This window comes from Paenibacillus sp. FSL L8-0435, assembly GCF_037965655.1.
Lineage (GTDB): Bacteria > Bacillota > Bacilli > Paenibacillales > Paenibacillaceae > Paenibacillus.
Window position 1 is genome coordinate 146,929 of sequence record NZ_CP150185.1, and the last position, 19,016, is coordinate 165,944.

Genomic DNA, 19,016 nt, shown 5'->3' on the forward strand with positions numbered 1-19,016 from the left:
GAATGATGTTGATGATTGTTATTCGGAGAGATACCCAAGTGGCTATAAGGGGACCCTCTGCTAAGGGGTTAGACTGCGTAAGCGGTGCGAGGGTTCGAATCCCTCTCTCTCCGCCATCTTTACCTAAAGGTGGACAAGCAATCAAGACATAATTAATATGGCGGTGTAGCTCAGCTGGCTAGAGCGTACGGTTCATACCCGTAAGGTCGGGGGTTCGATCCCCTCCGCCGCTACCATATTACCCAGGAGGCTTAGCTCAGCTGGGAGAGCATCTGCCTTACAAGCAGAGGGTCGGGGGTTCGATCCCCTCAGCCTCCACCATATACGCCGGTGTAGCTCAACTGGTAGAGCAACTGACTTGTAATCAGTAGGTTGGGGGTTCAAGTCCTCTCGCCGGCACCATTAATGCCTGGAACCGTGGTGTAGTTGGCCTAACATGCCTGCCTGTCACGCAGGAGATCGCGGGTTCGAATCCCGTCGGTTCCGCCATTAATCCTAAAAATTAAATATGGCTCGGTAGCTCAGTCGGTAGAGCAGAGGACTGAAAATCCTCGTGTCGGCGGTTCGATTCCGTCCCGAGCCACCTTTAATCCCTGGAGGATTAGCGAAGTGGCCAAACGCATCAGACTGTAAATCTGCTCCCGTACGGGTTCGGTGGTTCGAATCCATCATCCTCCACCAGTTTTATGAGTCATTAGCTCAGTTGGTAGAGCACCTGACTTTTAATCAGGGTGTCGAAGGTTCGAGCCCTTCATGACTCATCTTTAAGAAAAGAGTGATTAATCATTAATTTGATTAGTCGCTCTTTTTTGTTATGTGATTTTAACTCAATATGGATTTTTATTAATACTCGGCAAGATATGATAAACTAGTAGAAAACATGCAGAGTGGTGACGTTCATTATATGAAGCTCATACCTGATCTAAAACAGCAAATTGAAGTCATTATTGGCACAACTTTGGACGAATATGAAATTACAATAGAAGAATGGATGCAATCCGTGGAAAATCTGATTGGTCATCATGAGAATTCAGAGACTTTTGGTGATGATGAAGGTGAGAGTCAGGAGTTATCTGATCAATCTGCATCTCCAAGTTCATCCGATGTGATCAGTTTGAATACGGGAGAGCGTATATTTTTTAAGGTTCGGATGAATAAGAAAGAAGAGACCGTCGTGTGTTGGGGATGCGCTGCAAGATCTATTACCTTGGAAACACGGCAATTGATCGAGCTTGTAATCCGTACTAACACGGCTCTACCCGATGAGGTACAACCTGTTGTATATGAGAATGATAGGGAGCAGTATTTGACTGAATTGGGTCTCTGGCTTAAAGAGCAGGTTGAACAACCTACCGAAAAGGAAGCTGAAGCTGTTCCTGATCGCTTTGTAGTGGCAGCAGAGTTGAATACGGAGAAGATTCTCTTCTTGCTGCAAGGAGATACACCGGATGCCCATCGTTTACGATCCAAGGAGCTCAACAAGTTGCTTGAGAGTTACTTTGGCGAGGAGATTGTCTTGATTCCTTTGGGGGAGCAAGAGTGGATTTTCATGGGTGATAAAGAAATTGTTACAGAAGAAGCCGAGGAAGATACAACGGAGGCCAAAAAGGACTCACTGAACGCTTTTTGTCTGGGGTTGCATGAATTGGTTGCCAGTGAGTGGGCTGGGGTGTTCCATCTGTCTGCATCTCTGCCATGCATTCCTGCGCAACAACTTGTATCGGTCACAACTCTTCTTAGAGAGAGTGTTCACTTAGGGAGAGCATTCCATGTTACGCAGCATATTCATCTCCCATGGGATCTTCACCTGGAGAGGTTGGTAGCGAGCATTCCAGATGATCAACGTATACGTTTTATAAAGGAAACTGGCAAAGACACGGTTATCTTCAATGACAGTGAGACACTTGCTACGCTGGAGACTTTTTTTAGCCTGGACTGTAATGTCAGCGAGACAGCGAAACGACTTTTCATTCATCGTAATACGTTGGTATACCGTCTGGACAAGATCAAACAGGAGATTGGCTATGATGTGAGGCACTTCGAAAGTGCCGTTCTAGTGCAGTTTTTACTACTAATGTACAAAGTGACGAAAAAGCATTGATATTTTTGTGCAGTTTGCGAATAGTCAAACCTCACGTAGATAGGGTATTATAAAAATACAAATTGTATTCGATTACAAAATGATCTCTGAGGAGGCAACAATCATGGCTGGAGTACGTTTAGAGCATATTTTCAAAAAATACCCGGGTTCTGATAAAGCAACTGTAGTTGACATTAACCTGGACATTAAAGATAAAGAATTTCTGGTACTGGTAGGTCCGTCCGGTTGTGGTAAATCAACAACACTTCGTATGATCGCAGGCCTTGAGGAAATTTCTGAAGGTAAACTCTATATCGGTGACCGTGTCGTTAATGATGTTGCACCTAAAGACCGCGATATCGCGATGGTATTCCAATCCTATGCCTTGTATCCGCATATGAGCGTATATCAAAACATGGCGTTTGGTTTGAAATTGCGTAAGGTTAAAAAAGATGAGATCGACAAACGTGTACGTGAAGCAGCTAAAATCCTGGATATCGAGCATTTGCTTGAGCGTAAACCTAAGGCACTGTCCGGTGGTCAACGTCAACGTGTCGCTTTGGGACGTGCGATTGTCCGTGATCCACAAGTGTTCTTGATGGATGAGCCTCTCTCCAACTTGGATGCCAAACTGCGTGGTCAAATGCGTGCAGAGATCACTAAACTTGCGAAACGTTTGGAAACAACCGTTATCTACGTAACGCATGACCAGATCGAAGCTATGACGATGGGTGATCGGATCGTTGTTATGAAGGATGGTATCATCCAACAAGCAGCTTCTCCGGAAGAGTTGTATAACCTGCCGGCTAACCTGTTCGTAGCTGGTTTCATCGGTTCCCCGACAATGAACTTTATCTCGGGTAAACTCGCTGAGCAAGGTACTAGCATGCATTTCATAGCTCCTGGTGTGGATGTTGAAATCCCGCAAGGTAAAGCACAAGTGTTGAAATCTAGAGGATACATTGGCAAAGAAGTGATTCTGGGTGTTCGTCCAGAAGACATTCACGAAGAGCCAGTATTCCTGGAAGCATCCCCGAACTCTGTATTCTCTACACACGTAGATGTTACAGAGAACCTGGGTCACGAAATGCTCCTCTACTTGAGCGGTGTTGGTAATGATACAACGATCGCACGTGTAGACGGACGTTCTAACACTCGTGATGGTTCTACAGTTAAAATGGCCATCGACATGAACAAAGTTCATATCTTTGACAAAGAGACTGAAGTGAACGTACTTCTTCAAGACAAATAATACTGGGATTCCTCGGTGACGATGGAACCTGACAGTTAACGCAATTATACATTGTAATGAGAGCCCCTTCCGTTATTGCTGGAAGGGGCTTTTTTAAGATTAATGAATTTATAAGTTTCGGCAGAGTTGAAGGATTAATAATCGTAAGAAAAACACCCCTTAAACTACGAATGTAGTATCCCAGAAGGTGCTTCGATCAGAAGACTTTTCTTACTAATGGTTGTCGGAGGCTGCGATTGCATTCATCCCGGAATTCATTTAAGATTATTTGAAGGTCTGTCTTCATTTATTTGAGAGAATCGACTGTTGGAAGGGTATGCATTCTGTACCCCATGATGTGAATGCGCTAATAATGGAAATAACTGATACACGATCTGATGTACATAGAGGGACAGCTAATGCTGAAAGGAAGAGACAAATGGCGAAAAAAGTGAAAGTATCTGAACTCGTGCAGCAATTTCAGTTGGAGGTTGTTTCTGGATCTCACGGATTGAAAAGAGTCATTACGGTAGATGACCTGAACCGTCCTGGTCTGGAAATGGCCGGTTATTTTGAATATCATCCACAAGAACGGGTACAGCTGCTTGGAAGAACGGAGTTAGCTTTCTTTGCAATGTTACCTGAGCAAGAGCGGCGCGATCGTATGCAACGTCTTTGTACGGAAGAGACGCCTTGTATCGTTGTCACGCGTGGACTGGAAGTTCCGCAAGAGCTGATTGATATTAGTGAAGAGCAGAATCTGGCTGTACTTCGCAGCAATATGGCAACAACGATTCTATCCAGCCGGATTACCGGTTTCCTGGAGAAGAAACTGGCGCCAACAGCAACCATTCACGGTGTACTTTGTGATGTCTATGGCGTAGGTATGCTGATTACAGGTAGTAGCGGTATTGGTAAGAGTGAAACAGCGCTTGAACTGGTGAAACGTGGACACCGACTGATTGCCGATGATGCGGTAGAGATCCGCCAAACGTCAGATTTTCAACTGCATGGTACAGCACCTGAATTGATCCGCCACTTACTCGAAATTCGAGGTGTCGGTATTATCAACGTCATGACATTGTTCGGAGCTGGTGCGGTTCGGAATAATAAACGGATTACCTTGGTTGTACGTCTGGAAGCATGGCAGCAAGATAAACAATATGATCGTCTGGGTCTGGATGAAGAGACTACACGTATCATTGATACGGATGTGCCTCTGGTTACGATCCCTGTTCGTCCGGGACGGAACTTGGCGGTTATTATTGAAGTGGCAGGTATGAACTATCGTCTGAAACAGATGGGCCTCAATGCTGCACTGCAGTTTACAAACAAGCTGACAGCAACCATCTCGGAAGATATGGAAGATATGGATTAAGAAACATTTTATACAAGGAAATGAAGATAAATGGTTGACATGTACTGCTTCTCTTAAGGCGCAGGGCATGCCAACCATTCGTCATGCGTACGATTGTTGAATAAATAGGAGTGTGAATGAATGGATACATTATTACTGTTGAACCCGATTGCGTTCTCTATTGGAGCGTTAAAGGTTCACTGGTACGGGCTTATTCTTGGTGCCGCGGCACTTATAGGACTGCTGCTCGTGATCCGAGAGGGCAAACGATACAATATTCCACAGGAAGTGTTCATGGACATGGTCCTGCTGGGTGTGCCTTCTGCCATCATTGGTGCCCGCATCTACTATGTCGCATTTAAATGGGAAGATTATAGGGATAATTTTTGGGATGTCTTTAAGATATGGAATGGTGGTATAGCCATCTATGGTGCCCTTATTGGTGCAATCATCTGTGCAGTTATTTTCTTCCGTCGTAAAGGGTATAACTTCTGGCGTATGGCCGATATCTGTGCGCCTGGACTGCTCGTTGGACAGTTGATCGGACGTTGGGGGAACTTTGTGAATCAGGAAGCCTACGGCGGTCCTGTAGAAGAATCATTTTTGAGAGACAAGCTTCATCTGCCGGACTTTATTGTGAATCAAATGAACGTAGAGGGCGTATTCCACCACCCTGCATTTTTGTATGAATCGATGTGGAGTCTCGTTGGTCTGGTCTTGCTGCTGGTTCTGCGTCGTCAGAAGTTTCTGCGTTCAGGTGAACTGTTCATGTCTTATTTCATCTGGTACTCTATCGGTCGCTTCTTCATTGAAGCTTTACGTACAGACAGTTTGGGCTTTCAGGCCCCGCAGTGGGTTGCTTCATTAGTGAACGGGCTGTGGTCTCCAATGACTGCAATGGGCTTTGAACAAGGATATCTTGATCCTGCTTACGGTAACGTAAGAATCTCGCAACTGCTCGCGATTGGCATCATTATTGTTGCTGTTATATTCATTGTGGTGAGAAGAGTGACAGGTAAAGCAGATGTTCGTTATAGTGATCCGATTGTATCGTCCAAAGTTACCTCAGATGATATGGAGCATACGGGAACAGTTGCTGGCAAAGAGAACAAGATAACACCTCCAGCCAAAGATGAATCCAAGCAAGTTGATGATAAAAAGGAGTAATGCAACATGATTGACACGGTATTGTTTGATCTGGACGGAACGATTATTGATACCAATGAGTTGATTATCAGCTCATTCCAGCATGTCATGGGGGGATGGGAGCATTCAGCTCCATGGACACGGGAACAGATCATTCCACATATGGGTGGCACACTGGAGCAGCAAATGCGCACTTTCTCTGGCCAGGAGGAAGTCTCCGAGTACGTGAAAGGTTACCGTGCTTATAATGATATCCATCATGAAGCGATGGTTAGACCTTTTCCACATGTTATTGAGGTAGTAGAGGCGCTGCATCAGGCCGGCATTGTGATGGGTGTGGTCACAACCAAAATTCGCCCATCCACATTAAAGGTGCTAGAACGTTTTGATCTACTGAAATATATGAAGACAATTGTAACAGTGACCGATGTAACGAATCCAAAGCCGCACGCTGAACCTGTACTGAAAGCGATGACGGAACTGGGTGCAGATCCTGCTAAAACGCTGATGGTAGGTGACAGTCCAGTGGATATCCAATCGGCACAAAATGCGGGCGCTCTTTCGGCGGGGGTTGCATGGTCCCTTAAAGGGGAAACAATCCTGAACGGATATGGACCCGACCATATGTTGCATGACATGAGAGACTTGTTGAAACTCATCCGTATTGAAACGGGACGTTCATGAGAAAAGTAACCCGCTATCCGGTAGAGGACCAGAATGCACTTTGGCATATCTACAAGACAGTGAGTCCGTGGAAGGGCGTTCGTAATTTTATCTGGATCCAGTTGTCACGCTATTGTCCGATCCTATCGGTGAAGAACTGGATTTACCGCCGAATGCTCGGCATGAAAGTGGGAAAACACACGGCCTTTGGCCTGATGGTGATGGTCGATGTGTTTTTTCCGGAGAAAATAACGGTCGGCGAAAACTCGGTCATCGGTTACAACACAACGATTCTCGCTCATGAGTATCTCATTAAGGAGTACAGGCTCGGTGAGGTGATTATCGGGGAAAATGTACTGATTGGTGCCAATACGACGATTCTGCCCGGGGTGACTATAGGGGACGGAGCCGTTGTGGCTGCTGGAGCTGTCGTACATAAGGATGTTGCACCAGGAGCTTTTGTTGGAGGCAATCCACTACGTGATTTATCCCGCGCGGCAGCTTCTACGGAAGAAACGGTCTTTAACACGGATGATTCTTCTCAGGGTAGTGTGCATTGAGTCAATAAAGTAATGAGTCAATAAAGTAAGTAAGGAATGAAGATGGGTTGAAGTAAAAAGCTGCTTATGGCAGCTTTTTTCGTATATAAATACCGATTGGTAGGCGTAACGGTGTGTATATAAAACGATATGTCGTTCCATGGGCAATCAAGCTTTGGTATTGTTGACGGTAGTGCGGATTTCATGTTATCATATCCCATATCCTTTAGTTTGTTAGCACTTTACCATGTGAAAGTATTTCGAGGGAATTTAACGTGATAAAGGTTGAACTAAACCAATAGTTGAAGGTTTTTGCAGCAATACGGTGATTCAGGGTTACAAGATAGAATGGGGATTTACACTACATAAATCCTGTTGAAATAGAACGAGCACTACTCTTAAACTACTGACTCGGGGTGAATATTACCAATGTCCAAACCAAAAGGTTTTGAAAAACCGACCGGATTCCGCGACTATACACCACATGTAGTATCCAAGCTGCGGACGATTGAACGCAATGTACTGGAATGTATGGAACGCTGGGGTTACCGTCAGATCATCACACCAACGATTGAATATTACGACACGGTAGGTGTGGCAAGCTCTACATCAGATCGAAAATTATTTAAATTGCTAAACAGCCGGGGAACCACGCTGGTGCTCAGATCGGATCTAACGGCTCCGATTGCACGCGTCGTTTCATCCATGCTCAAAGATGAGCAGTTGCCGCTGCGTCTGTCCTATCATGCGAACGTATTTCGTTCTATTGAAGAGGAAGCTGGGCGTGAGGCTGAATTTTTCCAGACGGGCGTGGAGTTGGTGGGAGACGACTCACCTGAGGCGGATGCAGAAGTTGTTGCGCTTGCGATTGCCTCTTTGCAGGCAGCGGGTGTGTCTTCTTTTAAAATAGCGATGGGCCATATGGGATTCCTGAACGGATTACTGGAGGAAGTGATTCCAGGGCAGACCGCTGAGCAGGAGCAATTGAAGGAAGGGCTGCTCGGACGTGATTATGTCGGCTATCGCCAATCAATTGAAGCATTGAATCTGGAGCCGAAGTTGAAAGAACAGCTTGAAGCGATCCTTCGTCTGCGTGGTGGCAAGGAAGTATGCACACATGCGGTAGAGCTAAGTTCAAGTGCTGAAGCAGCACAGTCAATTGCACATCTGTGTGCCGTATTCGAAGTGTTGGAAGCGTACGGTGTATCCGAGCATGTGCTGATTGATCTGACGATGATCGGTGATTTCTCCTATTATACAGGCATGACCTTTGAAGGGTATGCAGCAGAACTGGGATCTCCGGTATGTAGCGGTGGACGGTATGATAATCTGTTACAACAGTTTGGGCGCTCGTTGCCAGCTACAGGATTTGCACTGAAAACAAACCGGATTATTGATGGTGTTCATGGCATTACGATTGAAGAGAAAAAACTGGTACTTATCCAATATACCCCGAAACGTCGGGCTGAGGCACTAACAGAAGCGGCAAGATTACGCAGTATGGGACAAAATGTAGTGACACTCCTTCTTCCTGAAGACGGGGCTGGGGCAAGTGCCGTATCGGTTGAAGCAAGAACCGCTGAGGCTGAGCAGGTTATTACTTACGGATCTGAAGAAGGAGGACGCTGAGATGTCGGATATTCTGAAGGTGGCCATGCCGAAGGGCCGAATCTATAAAAAAGCCTCCAAATTGTTTCGTGAAGCGGGGCTGGATATTCCAGAAGACGTGGACGATACACGCAGATTGGTCATCGAAGTACCGGAAGCGGGAATGGAATTCATTATGGCTAAGCCAGTAGATGTTCCAACGTATGTGGAGTACGGTGTTGCCGATATCGGAGTTGTTGGTAAAGATGTGCTGCTGGAGGAAGATCGGGACGTGTACGAACTGTTGAATCTGGGAATCGCCCAGTGCCGTATGTCTGTGATCGGACTCCCCGACTGGAAGCCAGGCATACAGCAACGTGTTGCAACGAAGTATCCAAGGATTGCTTCACAGTATTTTCGGGAGCAGGGGCAGCAGGTCGAGGTGATCAAGCTGAATGGTTCCATTGAGCTTGCGCCTTTGATTGGTCTGGCAGACCGGATCGTCGATCTGGTGGAGACAGGTCAGACGCTGCGCGAGAACGGACTGGTGGAGATGACAGGCATTCTGGACATCACTAGCCGTCTTATCGCCAATCGGGTAAGTTATCGGATGAAAAATGCACGAATCCAGGCTTTGTGTGATGCACTTCAACAGGTCATTCCGGCATCGAATGAGATTTCTGCGGGAAGCTTTCGGGGATGAAGTACTGCGTTGGAAACATAGATGAGAAACATACAAAGCAGAAGCAGAAGCAAAATTAAGAGTAAGAGACAAAATAAAGAAGCAAATCGGCCACAAGAAGGCAGGTATTACAGAGGATGAGGAGGTTGTACGTATGAAAATTGTACCTGCACGGGAGTTTGATCTGAAGCGGGAAGTGGAGTATGGCACGCCGGAGCAAAATGAGACGGTACGGCGCATTGTCAGCGACATTCGCCGTGAGGGTGATGCGGCCCTGCTGCGTTACACAGAGCAGCTGGACCGCACAAAGCTGACGGCCGCGGATTTGCGCGTGCCGCAGGAAGAGCTGCAGGCGGCTTATGCAGCCGTGGAGCCATCCTTTGTGACGGCGATTCGGCAAGCCGCCGCCAACATTCGTGCGTTTCACGAGAAACAGAAACGCAACTCGTGGATGGATTGGCAGCCGGACGGCAGCCTGCTGGGCCAGGTCATCCGACCGCTGAAGCGAGTCGGGGTCTATGTACCTGGCGGCAAAGCAGCATATCCATCGTCTGTGCTGATGAATGTGATTCCGGCACAGGTGGCAGGTGTGCCGGAGATTGTTCTTGTGACGCCGCCGTCAACGAACGGTGGCGAAGGTATAAACCCGTACATTCTCGTTGCTGCTGCGGAAGCAGGCGTGAGCGAGATGTACCGGGTTGGCGGCGCTCAAGCTATCGCCGCCTTGGCTTACGGCACGGAGAGTATTGCACCGGTCGACAAGATCTGTGGACCGGGCAATATTTACGTGGCGCTCGCGAAGCGCGAGGTGTACGGTGCGGTCGATATCGACAGTATCGCCGGGCCGAGTGAAATTGTGGTGCTCGCCGATGATACGGCGAATCCGGTGTATGTCGCCGCCGACCTGTTGTCGCAGGCGGAACATGACGAGATGGCATCGGCCATTCTCGTCACGAATTCGGCCACGCTGGCGGAAGCCGTGCAGGGCGAAGTGCAGCGGCAGCTTGAAGTGCTGCCGCGGCGGGATATCGCTGCTTCATCCGTGGAGCAGTATGGCGCTATTATTGTGGTTGATTCCATCGATGAGGGAATCGACGTGGTGAACCGGCTTGCACCGGAGCATCTGGAGATCATGGTGCAGGAGCCGATGGCTTATGCTGGCCGGATCGAAAATGCCGGTGCGATCTTCCTCGGCCCGTACAGCTCGGAGCCGGTAGGGGATTATTTTGCAGGACCCAATCACATTATACCGACCAATGGCACTGCGCGATTCAGTTCGCCAGTGGACGTGGATGATTTTATCAAGAAATCGAGTCTGATTTATTATAGTAAAGAAGCGCTGCTGAAGAACGGAGCGGCTATTATAGAGTTGGCCCGCCATGAGGGTCTTGAAGGGCATGCCCGTGCAATTGCTGTACGGTTAGAACAGGAAGGAAAGGCGGAATCGGACAATGGATAAGCAAAATAATGGTGTGGAACTTGAAACCAAAGGTGCAGTGCGCCAAGCAGAGGTTGACCGCAAAACAAATGAGACCAATATTCAATTGGCCTTTAATGTAGATGGAACAGGACAATCCACGATTGAAACGGATGTACCTTTCCTGAACCATATGCTGGATCTGTTCACGAAGCACGGACAATTCGACCTGAACGTGCAGGCCCGTGGAGATATTGATATCGACGATCATCACACGGTTGAAGACATCGGAATCTGTCTGGGACAGACGTTACGAGAAGCGTTGGGTGACAAACGCGGAATTAAGCGTTACGCCAGTGTTTTTGTACCGATGGACGAGGCACTCGCTCAGGTCATTATTGATGTGAGCAACCGGCCTCACTTTGAATATCGTGCAGAATACCCTTCCCAACAGGTAGGCAGTTTCTCCACGGAACTGGTACATGAATTCCTGTGGAAATTGGCGCTGGAAGCTCGGATTACGTTACATGTCATTGTGCACTATGGTCAGAACACCCACCACATGATTGAAGCGATCTTTAAAGCATTGGGACGTGCACTGGATGAAGCAACGATGATTGATCCACGTGTAACAGGTGTGCCTTCCACGAAGGGAGTGCTGTAGACGATGGCGATTGCAATTGTCGATTACGGTATGGGTAACCTGCACAGCGTCGGCAAAGCGGTCGAACGTCTTGGCTACGAAGCGCTGGTCACGGGTGACCGGGAAGAGATTCTTGGCGCAGATGGTGTCATTCTGCCAGGCGTAGGTGCTTTTGGTGATGCGATGGTTCATCTGCGGGAGAGTGGATTGGATACGGTGGTGAAGGAAGCCGCTGCCGGGTCCAAGCCACTGCTCGGTATCTGTCTGGGCATGCAATTGTTGTTCAGCTCAAGTGAAGAGCATGGCGAGCATGAAGGACTGGATATTTTGCCAGGTAAAGTGGTGCGATTCGCACCAGGAGAGCTGAAGGTTCCTCATATGGGATGGAACCGTTTGGAATTCCTGCACGCGGAAAATCCGCTATTTAAGGGGCTTGAGGCAGGTCACGTCTATTTTGTCCATTCCTATCATGCGCTTACTGAAAACAGGGACGATCTGCTGGCAGTAACGGATTATGGACATCCGGTGACAGCCATTGTAGGCAGAGGATCCAACTTCGGCATGCAATTCCACCCGGAGAAAAGTGGAGAGCTTGGTATGAAGCTGCTCGGCAACTTTTTGGCTCTGACAGGATCACCTGTACAAAGGTAAAATATCATCTCTTCTTAACTATAGAAAGCGTACAAATCTAATTCATATTCAGGAGGCCTTGTATGTCATCTTTTATCCTATATCCGGCGATTGATATCCGGGACGGCAAATGTGTAAGACTGGTGCAGGGAGATTATAATCAGGAGACCGTGTATAACGATGACCCGGTTCAAGTGGCTCTATCCTGGGAGAAGCAAGGCGGTACATACGTTCATCTGGTGGATCTGGATGGTGCGAAAGCAGGGCGCCCTGTTAACGATGAGCTGATCGGGCGGATTGCCTCGGCTGTGAACGTACCTGTTCAGGTGGGCGGCGGACTTCGTACGGTAGCTGATGTAGAACGTTTGCTGGGTCTGGGTGTTAGCCGGCTGATCATTGGAACAGCAGCGATTGAGGATCGTGCATTTACAGAGGAAGTACTGGGACGTTACGGTGACAAAGTGGCAATTGGCATCGACGCTCGTAATGGTTACGTGGCAACCCGCGGATGGCTTGAAACATCGGAAGTACAAGCAGAGGTACTCGCGAAGGAATTGGCGGCATATGGGGCAGAAACGTTTATCTTTACGGATATTTCCCGTGATGGCATGATGCAGGGTCCTAATGTGGAAGCGATTGTATCTCTAGCCAAGACAAGCGGACGGACGGTTATTGCTTCCGGCGGTGTGAGTGTAATGGATGATCTGCTTCGTCTGAGTCGCCACGCGGATGATGGTGTTGGTGGAGCAATCGTGGGTAAAGCACTGTATACGGGAAGCATCGATCTGTCTGAAGCAGTACGTGCGGTAAATAAGTAAGAGATATTCGGATAGAGAGGAAGAGGTAACATGCTGGCAAAAAGAATCATCCCCTGTCTGGACGTGAAGGACGGACGGGTCGTCAAAGGCGTCAACTTCGTTAATCTCCGCGATGCGGGTGATCCGGTAGAGCTGGCGGCACTATATGACCGCGAGGGCGCGGATGAATTGGTGTTTCTCGATATCTCCGCTTCAGTGGAAGGCCGCGAAACGATGGAAGAAGTCGTGCGGCAGACAGCGGGCGAGATTGCAATTCCCTTTACAGTAGGCGGTGGCATCTCCAAGGTAGAGGACATGAAGCGGATTCTCCGTGCGGGAGCGGATAAAATTGCAGTGAATACAGCCGCGGTACTTAATCCGCAGTTGATTGCCGATGGTGCACGTCGCTTTGGCTCGCAGTGTATCGTGGTAGCGATCGATGCCAAGTATAACGAAGCTTGGGGCGAGTGGGAAGTCTATACCCATGGTGGACGGAAACCCTCCGGGATCAAGGCACTGGAATGGGTTAAAAAGGCTGAGAGCTTGGGCGCGGGGGAGATTCTTCTCACCAGTATGGACGCGGACGGAACAAAAGACGGCTTTGATCTGAAGCTGACGGCAGCGGTATCCGAATCTGTGCGTATTCCAGTCATCGCATCGGGCGGTGCGGGCAAGGAATCTCATTTCTATGATGTATTTACCACAGGCAAAGCGGACGCAGGGCTGGCCGCAACGATTTTCCATTACAAAGAAATCGCCGTACCGGCGTTAAAACAACATTTGAGAGAACAAGGGGTGGAGATCCGTGACTAAAGTGAGCGATGAAATCAAGGAACAGCTATCCTTGGAGCAGGTTGTGGAACACATTCGTTGGAGTGACGGATTGGTTCCTGCCATTGTGCAGGATATGGATACTCGGGAAGTCTTAATGATGGCTTATATGAATCGCGAATCTCTGAAGTTGTCGCTAGAATCCGGTGAGACGTGGTTCTGGTCACGCTCGCGTCAGGAGTTGTGGCATAAAGGGGCAACATCTGGCAACGTGCAGACGATTACTTCCCTAAAATATGATTGTGACGGTGATACCTTGTTGGTTGAGGTGAAACCGAACGGTCCGGCTTGCCATACAGGGGCGGTAACTTGTTTCCATAATGAAATCATTGGTTTGCCAGAGAAATCGGCAGACAAGGCTTCGGATGAAGCGGGTGCGGCATCTGCTTCTGCAAGTTCCGGTTCCGAAAGTCGCTTTGAGGTATTGGCTGAACTGGAATCCGTTATTGCAGAGCGTGAACGTGAGCGTCCTGAGGGTGCATATACAACGTATCTGTTTGATAAAGGTGTAGACAAAATACTGAAAAAAATCGGTGAAGAAGCGTCCGAGACAATCATCGCCGCCAAAAATAAAGATAATGACGAGCTTCGTCTGGAAGTCAGTGACCTGATGTATCACCTGCTCGTCCTGTTACAAGAGCGCAAGCTGCCGCTGGACGACATTATGTCAGAGCTGAGCCGCCGTCATGAACGGCCTCGCCGCGATTAGGAGGCGAGTTTCGTGCGTATAGACTATCATACACACCATGAGCGGTGTGGACATGCCGTTGGCAAACTGGAAGAGTACGTGCAGCGTGGTGTGGAGATCGGACTCTCCCAGATTGGATTGTCCGATCACATGCCATTGTTGCATGTCGATCCGGCTCAATATTATCCGGAAATGGCGATGCCTATGGATGAACTGCCGCGTTACGTGGAGGAGTGTTTCTCCCTGAAAGAACGTTACCGCGGGCAGATTGACGTACGTGTTGGTCTGGAAGGTGACTATATTGAAGGCTGGGAAACAGAGATCCGTGCAATCATTGAGCGTTATCCATGGGATTATGTGATTGGCTCTGTTCATTTCCTCGGGGAATGGGACATTACGGATTTCCGCCAGACCCATCACTGGGAGGGCAAAGACATCCTTGAGGTATATCGTCAGTACTACGATGCCGTAAGCAAAGCAGCCGCCACGGGCATGTACGATATTATGGGTCATACGGATGTCATTAAACGGTTTGGTTTTGTTCCTTCAACAGAGCAGACAGAAGAACGTATCTCACTGGAGAACGCAGCGCTGCAGGCTATTGCCAAAAGTGGCTGCGCCATGGAGCTGAATGCCTCCGGGTTATCGAAGCCTTGTGCCGAGATGTTCCCTAGTCGCAGAATGCTGACGGAAGCCATTCGCTTGGGTATTCCATTAACCATGGGCTCTGATGCACATGACCCAATGAAGCTGGGCGATTATTTGCCTGAAGCTGAAGCACTTTTACATGAGTTGGGCTGTACGGAAGTCGCTGTTTTCGAAGGCCGTCATCGCTCGTTCATTCCTTTAAATGTATAAGCCATTAGAGTATAATGAGGGTAGGAAATAACCTTTTAGAGGTAGTTCAAAAAGTCCGCCTTTGATTACGAAGGATGCCTAATGGCATCTTCAGCATCGAAGCTGGAATTCAGCCGAAATGTCCGTTGCTCACGTAGTTTTGCCTACGCTCCGCTACTCCATTTCTAGCTTTATCCCATCTTCTCGGTACTGAAATCCGGTCTTTTTGAACAATCGCTTTTAGATAAGGGATTATATAGGGATTTCAACCCTCGGGAGGGCATTATGCAGCATTCGTTACGTATTTTTTCCGGTTCATCGAACCCTAAGCTGGCAGAACAGGTATGTGACAAGCTGGGTGTACAACTGGGCAAGATCAAGCTGTCCAGGTTCAAGAGCGGAGAAATATACGTTCATTATGAAGAAACGATCCGTAATTGTGATGTGTTTCTGGTACAGTCGTTGTCTCATCCGATCAATGAGCTGTTTGTCGAGTTGCTTGTGATGATTGATGCCGCAAAGAGGGCTTCCGCACGCACTGTGAACATCATTGTTCCTTATTATGGTTATGCTCGTCAAGAGCGTAAATCCGCTCCACGGGAACCAATCTCGGCCAAGATGGTAGCAGATGTATTAACGACAGCTGGCGCCAATCGAGTAGTAACAATCGATTTGCACGCAGCGGCCATTCAGGGATTCTTCAACATTCCGGTTGACCATATGACATCACTGGATCTAATTAGTGATTATTTGTTAAGCAAAGGAATTGAGAACCCTGTTGTAGTCTCCCCTGATGCGGGACGAGCATCGATGGCAGAGAAGCTGGCGAACCGTCTGGATTCTCCATTTGCCATTATGATCAAGAAACGTCCAAGCCATAATGAATCGGTGATTACCCATGTCATTGGTGATGTAGAAGGGCGGACACCTATTATTATTGAGGATCTGATCGACACCGGAACAACCATTCTGAATGTTGTGGAAGGGTTGAAGGAACGTGGCTCCAAAAATGTATATGTATGTGCAACACACGGATTGTTCTCCGATGGGGCAGTGAGTAAATTGAATCACCCGTCAATTGAAGAGGTGGTCGTTACGGACTCGATCGCACTGCCAGATGACCACCCCGAATGCTTCAAAGTGTTACCTGTTGCACCAATGCTGGCCCGCGCCGTACGCATTATTGTGGATGGTGGCTCTATGGCCACATTGTTTAAAGATTCTGGCATTTAGAGCATCGAGGATATAACGGTGTGCTGCCAGATGAACTGTCCCGTGTCTGAGTTGTTGTCTGCTCAGCACGGTTTTTTTTGTTTTGGCTCTTTGAATTCAATTCTTGCTTTGCTGCTCAGAGGCTTGTGCTATAATAACATAAAATCAGTTATGATAGCGTTATCATATAGTATTCAGCCTCTAAGGCGAGATGGATGCTGAACAGTAGAACCACGGCTGAGAACATTGGCATCGTGGAGTGAGGAGTGGGGTCTATTGTCTCGTAATTGGTACTACCGGTTATTGTTTTCGTATTTCCCAATTTTTTTTCTTACGGTGACCATACTCATTTTCATCGCGTTTGTATTCATCAATGACATCTCTAAAGAAGAAACAAAAAAAGCAGACCGGATCTCCTCCAGTTATATGATCGACACAGTGGATCGCACAATCAGGGATATTGAACTATCCATTCTGGAGACGGTACAGAGTCAGCAGGCATACAAACTCTATTTTAATAACACAAACCTAACTAGCTCGGACACGGTGTATGCAATTGCGCAGAATTTACGTGAGCTATCCAATTCGTCCTCATGGATTCAGTCCATCTATCTATATGACAAGCGAAATGAACATGTTCTGACTGTAAGTGGTTCCAAAGAAGCAGAAAGTTACTCGGATAACGCATGGATTGATCAAATGGTTAACGGGTCTATAGGTTCGGGCTGGCAGCCGGTTCGGGAATTTGATGCGGATTCTGTCCAACGTACTCCTATTCGCGTATTAACCGTGAACAAGGACATGCCTTTGCCTTTTGGCTCGCAGGGCACATTGGTCATTAATATCAAGATGAGCAGCATTGAACAGAGTGTAGATAGTATGGTTAATGGTCAGCTCTCATTCCTGACGATTACGGATCGGGACGGTAAGGTTGTGTATAATGCACACTCGGACCAAGAGGGCTCGATAGACGGTCAGGAACTGAATAGGCTATCGCTAGAAAGACTGGGCTGGACAATATCCAGTGGAATTAAGGCCGGCAACTTATTTGGCTGGGTATCTGTTATATCTTATGTATGGGTAATCATTGCTATTGTGACTGTTATCTGTGCAATTGTATATATCGTGTACATTACTCGCCGTAACTATAAACCCATTCAGATCATCATGAACCGTATTGAGTCTCATCAGATTCGGGCGTTTGAACACTCAGGTGCTCGCACGGATGAGATGAAGATGATTGACGGTGTGCTTGAGAATCTGATTAATCATATGATGGATTATGACAAAAAAAGCAGGGAAAATGTACTCATGCAGCGCAGCAAGTTGTTCAATGCCCTGTTGCATGGTGAACACATGGAAAATGCAGCAGAGCAATTAAAAGAGCTCTCACCACTGAATGAAGTGCGTGACTCGTCGCGTTTTGTCGTTGTTGTTGGAGAGATTAACCGTTATGAGAAGGGATTTCAGGAGAGATACACGAGAGGCGAACAAAATACGCTGAAGTTTGCCTTGATGAACGTTTTGCAAGAGCTGTCACGTAATACGGGAGTCCAATGCTGGACGGAATGGATTAGTGTAGATCGAATTGCAATCCTTTTTGTGTTCAAAGAACAGAATGATAACAACATGGATATGTCTGGGCAGATTCTTGTTGTAGCTGAGGAATGCAAATCTTGGGTAGAACAAAATCTACGCATTTCCTTAAGCTTTGGCATTGGACCTATCGCTCAGGGAATCGGTACAATACGAGATTCCTATGCAGCTGCAGAAGCGGTAATGCAGCGTAAACTGTTGATGAATGGAGATGTCGGCCAAGCCGACTGCGGTGAAACACAGCATCCTTTGCTGGATACCTATACCTATCTGCAGATGATTGCGGACTTTGTTAAGCGATTCCGGATGTCGAGTGGACAGTGGCGGGAACAGTTGGAGGAGATCTTTACGGCATTTGAACAGAACAAACTGCCGGATGATGAGATTCGTTCTCTGATTCAGGCCATGTTACAGATGCTTAGCCGAGAAGTGGCCATGATGTCGGAAGGACTCCAGGAAGAGCTGTCCGAAGAAAACATCAACAGATGGTTGAGTGCTGTGGAAGAGGCAGTGACGCTTACCGATGTGAAAAGTCTTTTGTTTGATGGTCTGACGGACTTGTTCAGAACGTATGTAGCGGTAACGGAAACCAAGAGTTACAAAGCCATGGTTAATGAAATGAAAAATTATATCGAAGAACAGTTTGCAAATCCTGATCTTTCATTGAAACATCTGAGCGATCGATTCCAGATTACGGGCAAACATGCGAGTTATTTGTTCAAGACAGAATTCAACATGAAGTTTGTTGATTTTGTTACAGAGCTGCGCATGAAGGAGACGGAGCAGCTTCTGCTCAATACCGATTACTCTTTGCAGGATATTGCCCTGAAGGTTGGGTATGCAAATGGAATTACGTTGGGACGTGTATTTAAGCGGGTAACGGGTATTACACCAGGAGATTATCGTCGTTTGAAACGTGAACATCGAGAACCCGAAGAGTAACGCAAAAGTGAACATATTCTGAGAATTGTACATCAGGATAACACAGGGTGAATTTCATGCAGTCACTTTCCACTTAGGAGAGAGGTTTGCAGAGGTTCGCCCTGTTTTCGTTGAACAGTTCTCTGCTGCCCGAGATCG

General features: G+C 47.5%; 17 protein-coding genes and 8 tRNA genes. All 25 read left to right on the top strand.

Annotated elements, in window-relative coordinates; all coding sequences use genetic code 11:
- Window positions 1-24 precede the first annotated feature (24 nt).
- Window positions 25-116: transfer RNA gene (locus tag NST33_RS00710), tRNA-Ser, on the top strand.
- Window positions 117-159: 43 nt separating this feature from the next.
- A tRNA-Met gene (locus tag NST33_RS00715) sits at window positions 160-236 on the top strand.
- 9 nt (window positions 237-245) lie between these two features.
- A tRNA-Val gene (locus tag NST33_RS00720) sits at window positions 246-321 on the top strand.
- A 5-nt stretch (window positions 322-326) separates the two neighbouring features.
- A tRNA-Thr gene (locus NST33_RS00725) sits at window positions 327-402 on the top strand.
- 9 nt (window positions 403-411) lie between these two features.
- A tRNA-Asp gene (locus NST33_RS00730) sits at window positions 412-489 on the top strand.
- A gap of 21 nt (window positions 490-510) precedes the next feature.
- A tRNA-Phe gene (locus tag NST33_RS00735) sits at window positions 511-583 on the top strand.
- 12 nt (window positions 584-595) lie between these two features.
- Window positions 596-681 (top strand) — tRNA-Tyr (locus NST33_RS00740).
- 7 nt (window positions 682-688) lie between these two features.
- Window positions 689-761: transfer RNA gene (locus NST33_RS00745), tRNA-Lys, on the top strand.
- Between the two features lie 119 nt (window positions 762-880).
- Window positions 881-2,101: a helix-turn-helix domain-containing protein gene (locus tag NST33_RS00750; protein ID WP_339306413.1), complete on the top strand. Its 1,221-nt coding sequence runs from the start codon at window positions 881-883 to the stop codon at window positions 2,099-2,101.
- Window positions 2,102-2,204: 103 nt separating this feature from the next.
- Window positions 2,205-3,332 carry a sn-glycerol-3-phosphate ABC transporter ATP-binding protein UgpC gene (gene ugpC, locus NST33_RS00755; RefSeq protein WP_017691279.1) on the top strand — a complete coding sequence of 376 codons (1,128 nt, stop codon included), beginning with the start codon at window positions 2,205-2,207 and terminating at the stop codon, window positions 3,330-3,332.
- A gap of 418 nt (window positions 3,333-3,750) precedes the next feature.
- Window positions 3,751-4,689 (top strand): HPr(Ser) kinase/phosphatase, encoded by a 939-nt coding sequence (hprK, locus tag NST33_RS00760; RefSeq protein WP_017691278.1) that lies wholly within the window; start codon window positions 3,751-3,753, stop codon window positions 4,687-4,689.
- 120 nt (window positions 4,690-4,809) lie between these two features.
- Window positions 4,810-5,835 (top strand): prolipoprotein diacylglyceryl transferase, encoded by a 1,026-nt coding sequence (gene lgt / locus NST33_RS00765; protein WP_221822479.1) that lies wholly within the window; start codon window positions 4,810-4,812, stop codon window positions 5,833-5,835.
- A gap of 6 nt (window positions 5,836-5,841) precedes the next feature.
- The gene (ppaX, locus tag NST33_RS00770; RefSeq protein WP_017691276.1) at window positions 5,842-6,498 is read left to right on the top strand and encodes a pyrophosphatase PpaX; all 657 of its coding nucleotides are present in this window, start codon (window positions 5,842-5,844) and stop codon (window positions 6,496-6,498) included.
- Window positions 6,495-7,037, top strand: a complete 543-nt coding sequence (locus NST33_RS00775; RefSeq protein WP_036616162.1) for a DapH/DapD/GlmU-related protein — start codon at window positions 6,495-6,497, stop codon at window positions 7,035-7,037. The genes ppaX and NST33_RS00775 overlap by 4 nt, the downstream gene beginning before the upstream one ends.
- Before the next feature lie 408 nt (window positions 7,038-7,445).
- Window positions 7,446-8,645 carry an ATP phosphoribosyltransferase regulatory subunit gene (locus NST33_RS00780; RefSeq protein WP_221822478.1) on the top strand — a complete coding sequence of 400 codons (1,200 nt, stop codon included), beginning with the start codon at window positions 7,446-7,448 and terminating at the stop codon, window positions 8,643-8,645.
- A gap of 1 nt (window position 8,646) precedes the next feature.
- A complete protein-coding gene (gene hisG / locus NST33_RS00785; protein ID WP_339306416.1) occupies window positions 8,647-9,306 on the top strand; it encodes an ATP phosphoribosyltransferase in 660 nt (219 codons plus the stop codon).
- Between the two features lie 133 nt (window positions 9,307-9,439).
- The gene (gene hisD / locus NST33_RS00790; RefSeq protein WP_339306418.1) at window positions 9,440-10,744 is read left to right on the top strand and encodes a histidinol dehydrogenase; all 1,305 of its coding nucleotides are present in this window, start codon (window positions 9,440-9,442) and stop codon (window positions 10,742-10,744) included.
- A complete protein-coding gene (hisB, locus tag NST33_RS00795) occupies window positions 10,737-11,366 on the top strand; it encodes an imidazoleglycerol-phosphate dehydratase HisB (protein WP_260632859.1) in 630 nt (209 codons plus the stop codon). The genes hisD and hisB overlap by 8 nt, the downstream gene beginning before the upstream one ends.
- A gap of 3 nt (window positions 11,367-11,369) precedes the next feature.
- Complete coding sequence (gene hisH, locus NST33_RS00800; protein WP_221822475.1) at window positions 11,370-11,996, top strand: imidazole glycerol phosphate synthase subunit HisH; 627 nt, start codon at window positions 11,370-11,372, stop codon at window positions 11,994-11,996.
- A gap of 62 nt (window positions 11,997-12,058) precedes the next feature.
- Window positions 12,059-12,793 carry a 1-(5-phosphoribosyl)-5-[(5-phosphoribosylamino)methylideneamino]imidazole-4-carboxamide isomerase gene (gene hisA, locus NST33_RS00805; protein WP_339181104.1) on the top strand — a complete coding sequence of 245 codons (735 nt, stop codon included), beginning with the start codon at window positions 12,059-12,061 and terminating at the stop codon, window positions 12,791-12,793.
- Between the two features lie 30 nt (window positions 12,794-12,823).
- The gene (gene hisF, locus NST33_RS00810) at window positions 12,824-13,585 is read left to right on the top strand and encodes an imidazole glycerol phosphate synthase subunit HisF (protein ID WP_221822472.1); all 762 of its coding nucleotides are present in this window, start codon (window positions 12,824-12,826) and stop codon (window positions 13,583-13,585) included.
- A 1-nt stretch (window position 13,586) separates the two neighbouring features.
- Window positions 13,587-14,312 (top strand): bifunctional phosphoribosyl-AMP cyclohydrolase/phosphoribosyl-ATP diphosphatase HisIE, encoded by a 726-nt coding sequence (gene hisIE, locus NST33_RS00815; protein ID WP_221822504.1) that lies wholly within the window; start codon window positions 13,587-13,589, stop codon window positions 14,310-14,312.
- 12 nt (window positions 14,313-14,324) lie between these two features.
- A complete protein-coding gene (gene hisJ / locus NST33_RS00820) occupies window positions 14,325-15,149 on the top strand; it encodes a histidinol-phosphatase HisJ (protein ID WP_074092958.1) in 825 nt (274 codons plus the stop codon).
- A gap of 264 nt (window positions 15,150-15,413) precedes the next feature.
- On the top strand, window positions 15,414-16,361 hold the full coding sequence (locus NST33_RS00825) for a ribose-phosphate pyrophosphokinase (protein WP_036616184.1): 948 nt from the start codon (window positions 15,414-15,416) through the stop codon (window positions 16,359-16,361).
- A gap of 315 nt (window positions 16,362-16,676) precedes the next feature.
- On the top strand, window positions 16,677-18,878 hold the full coding sequence (locus tag NST33_RS00830; protein WP_313771477.1) for a helix-turn-helix domain-containing protein: 2,202 nt from the start codon (window positions 16,677-16,679) through the stop codon (window positions 18,876-18,878).
- The last annotated feature ends 138 nt before the right edge of the window (window positions 18,879-19,016 follow it).